This is a genomic window from Neisseria sp. P0021.S007 (assembly GCF_051956855.1).
Genome location: NZ_JBQCXA010000823.1, coordinates 1 through 589 on the forward strand (window position 1 = coordinate 1; position 589 = coordinate 589).

At 48.0% G+C, this 589-nt stretch carries 1 protein-coding gene and 1 pseudogene; one reads left to right on the forward strand and one right to left on the reverse strand.

What is annotated here, in order from left to right:
- Positions 1-357 (reverse strand): hypothetical protein (locus ACTHUR_RS16155; RefSeq protein WP_440399692.1); only part of this gene is annotated, 357 nt, incomplete at its 3' end.
- A 28-nt stretch (positions 358-385) separates the two neighbouring features.
- Between ACTHUR_RS16155 and ACTHUR_RS16160 the strand changes: the two are divergent.
- Positions 386-589, forward strand: a pseudogene (locus ACTHUR_RS16160) (hypothetical protein); the annotation flags it as partial.

Genomic DNA, 589 nt, shown 5'->3' on the forward strand with positions numbered 1-589 from the left:
GGGCATGTGATGGCGTTTGGCGAAGGCTTCGGCGCGTTTGTTGGCGGTTTTGAGCATGGGCAACAGGGTAATGTCCAAATGGAAACGGCGTACGCCCAAAACCAAAATACGCGCCGCGAAGAAATCCGCTTCATCAGTAAAAACGCTGGGGCTGCTTTGATTGAAATCGTGACGCTCTGCGGCAATCAAAGTCGCGATGGTGCGTACTTGCGGAATTAAGGCTTCGCTGATGAGGTTGTCGGGCGTATCAGGCAAAGTGAGCGTGTTGGACATGCTGTGGTGGCTGTTGCTGTCAACGACCATGCGGCAGGTGTGTAACATTTGAGTTTGGCTGTGGATTTTAGTTGAAGCGGTCATGGCTGTATTCCTTATTTCTTAAAAATGGGTGGATTTAAGCGGCCATGGTGGGTATAAAAAAAGCCGCTCAAATGAGGCGGCTCTGATTTGCGTATTTTCAATTTGGTCTGTTTCAGACAAGCGCAAAAAAGTACCGCACGTTTGTGTGGTACCAATAGAAGAAAGTAGCGGAGCATTGCGCGGTTTGCATGATGAAAATACGTCTTTAATGTATAAAAGGATGGAACGTAGT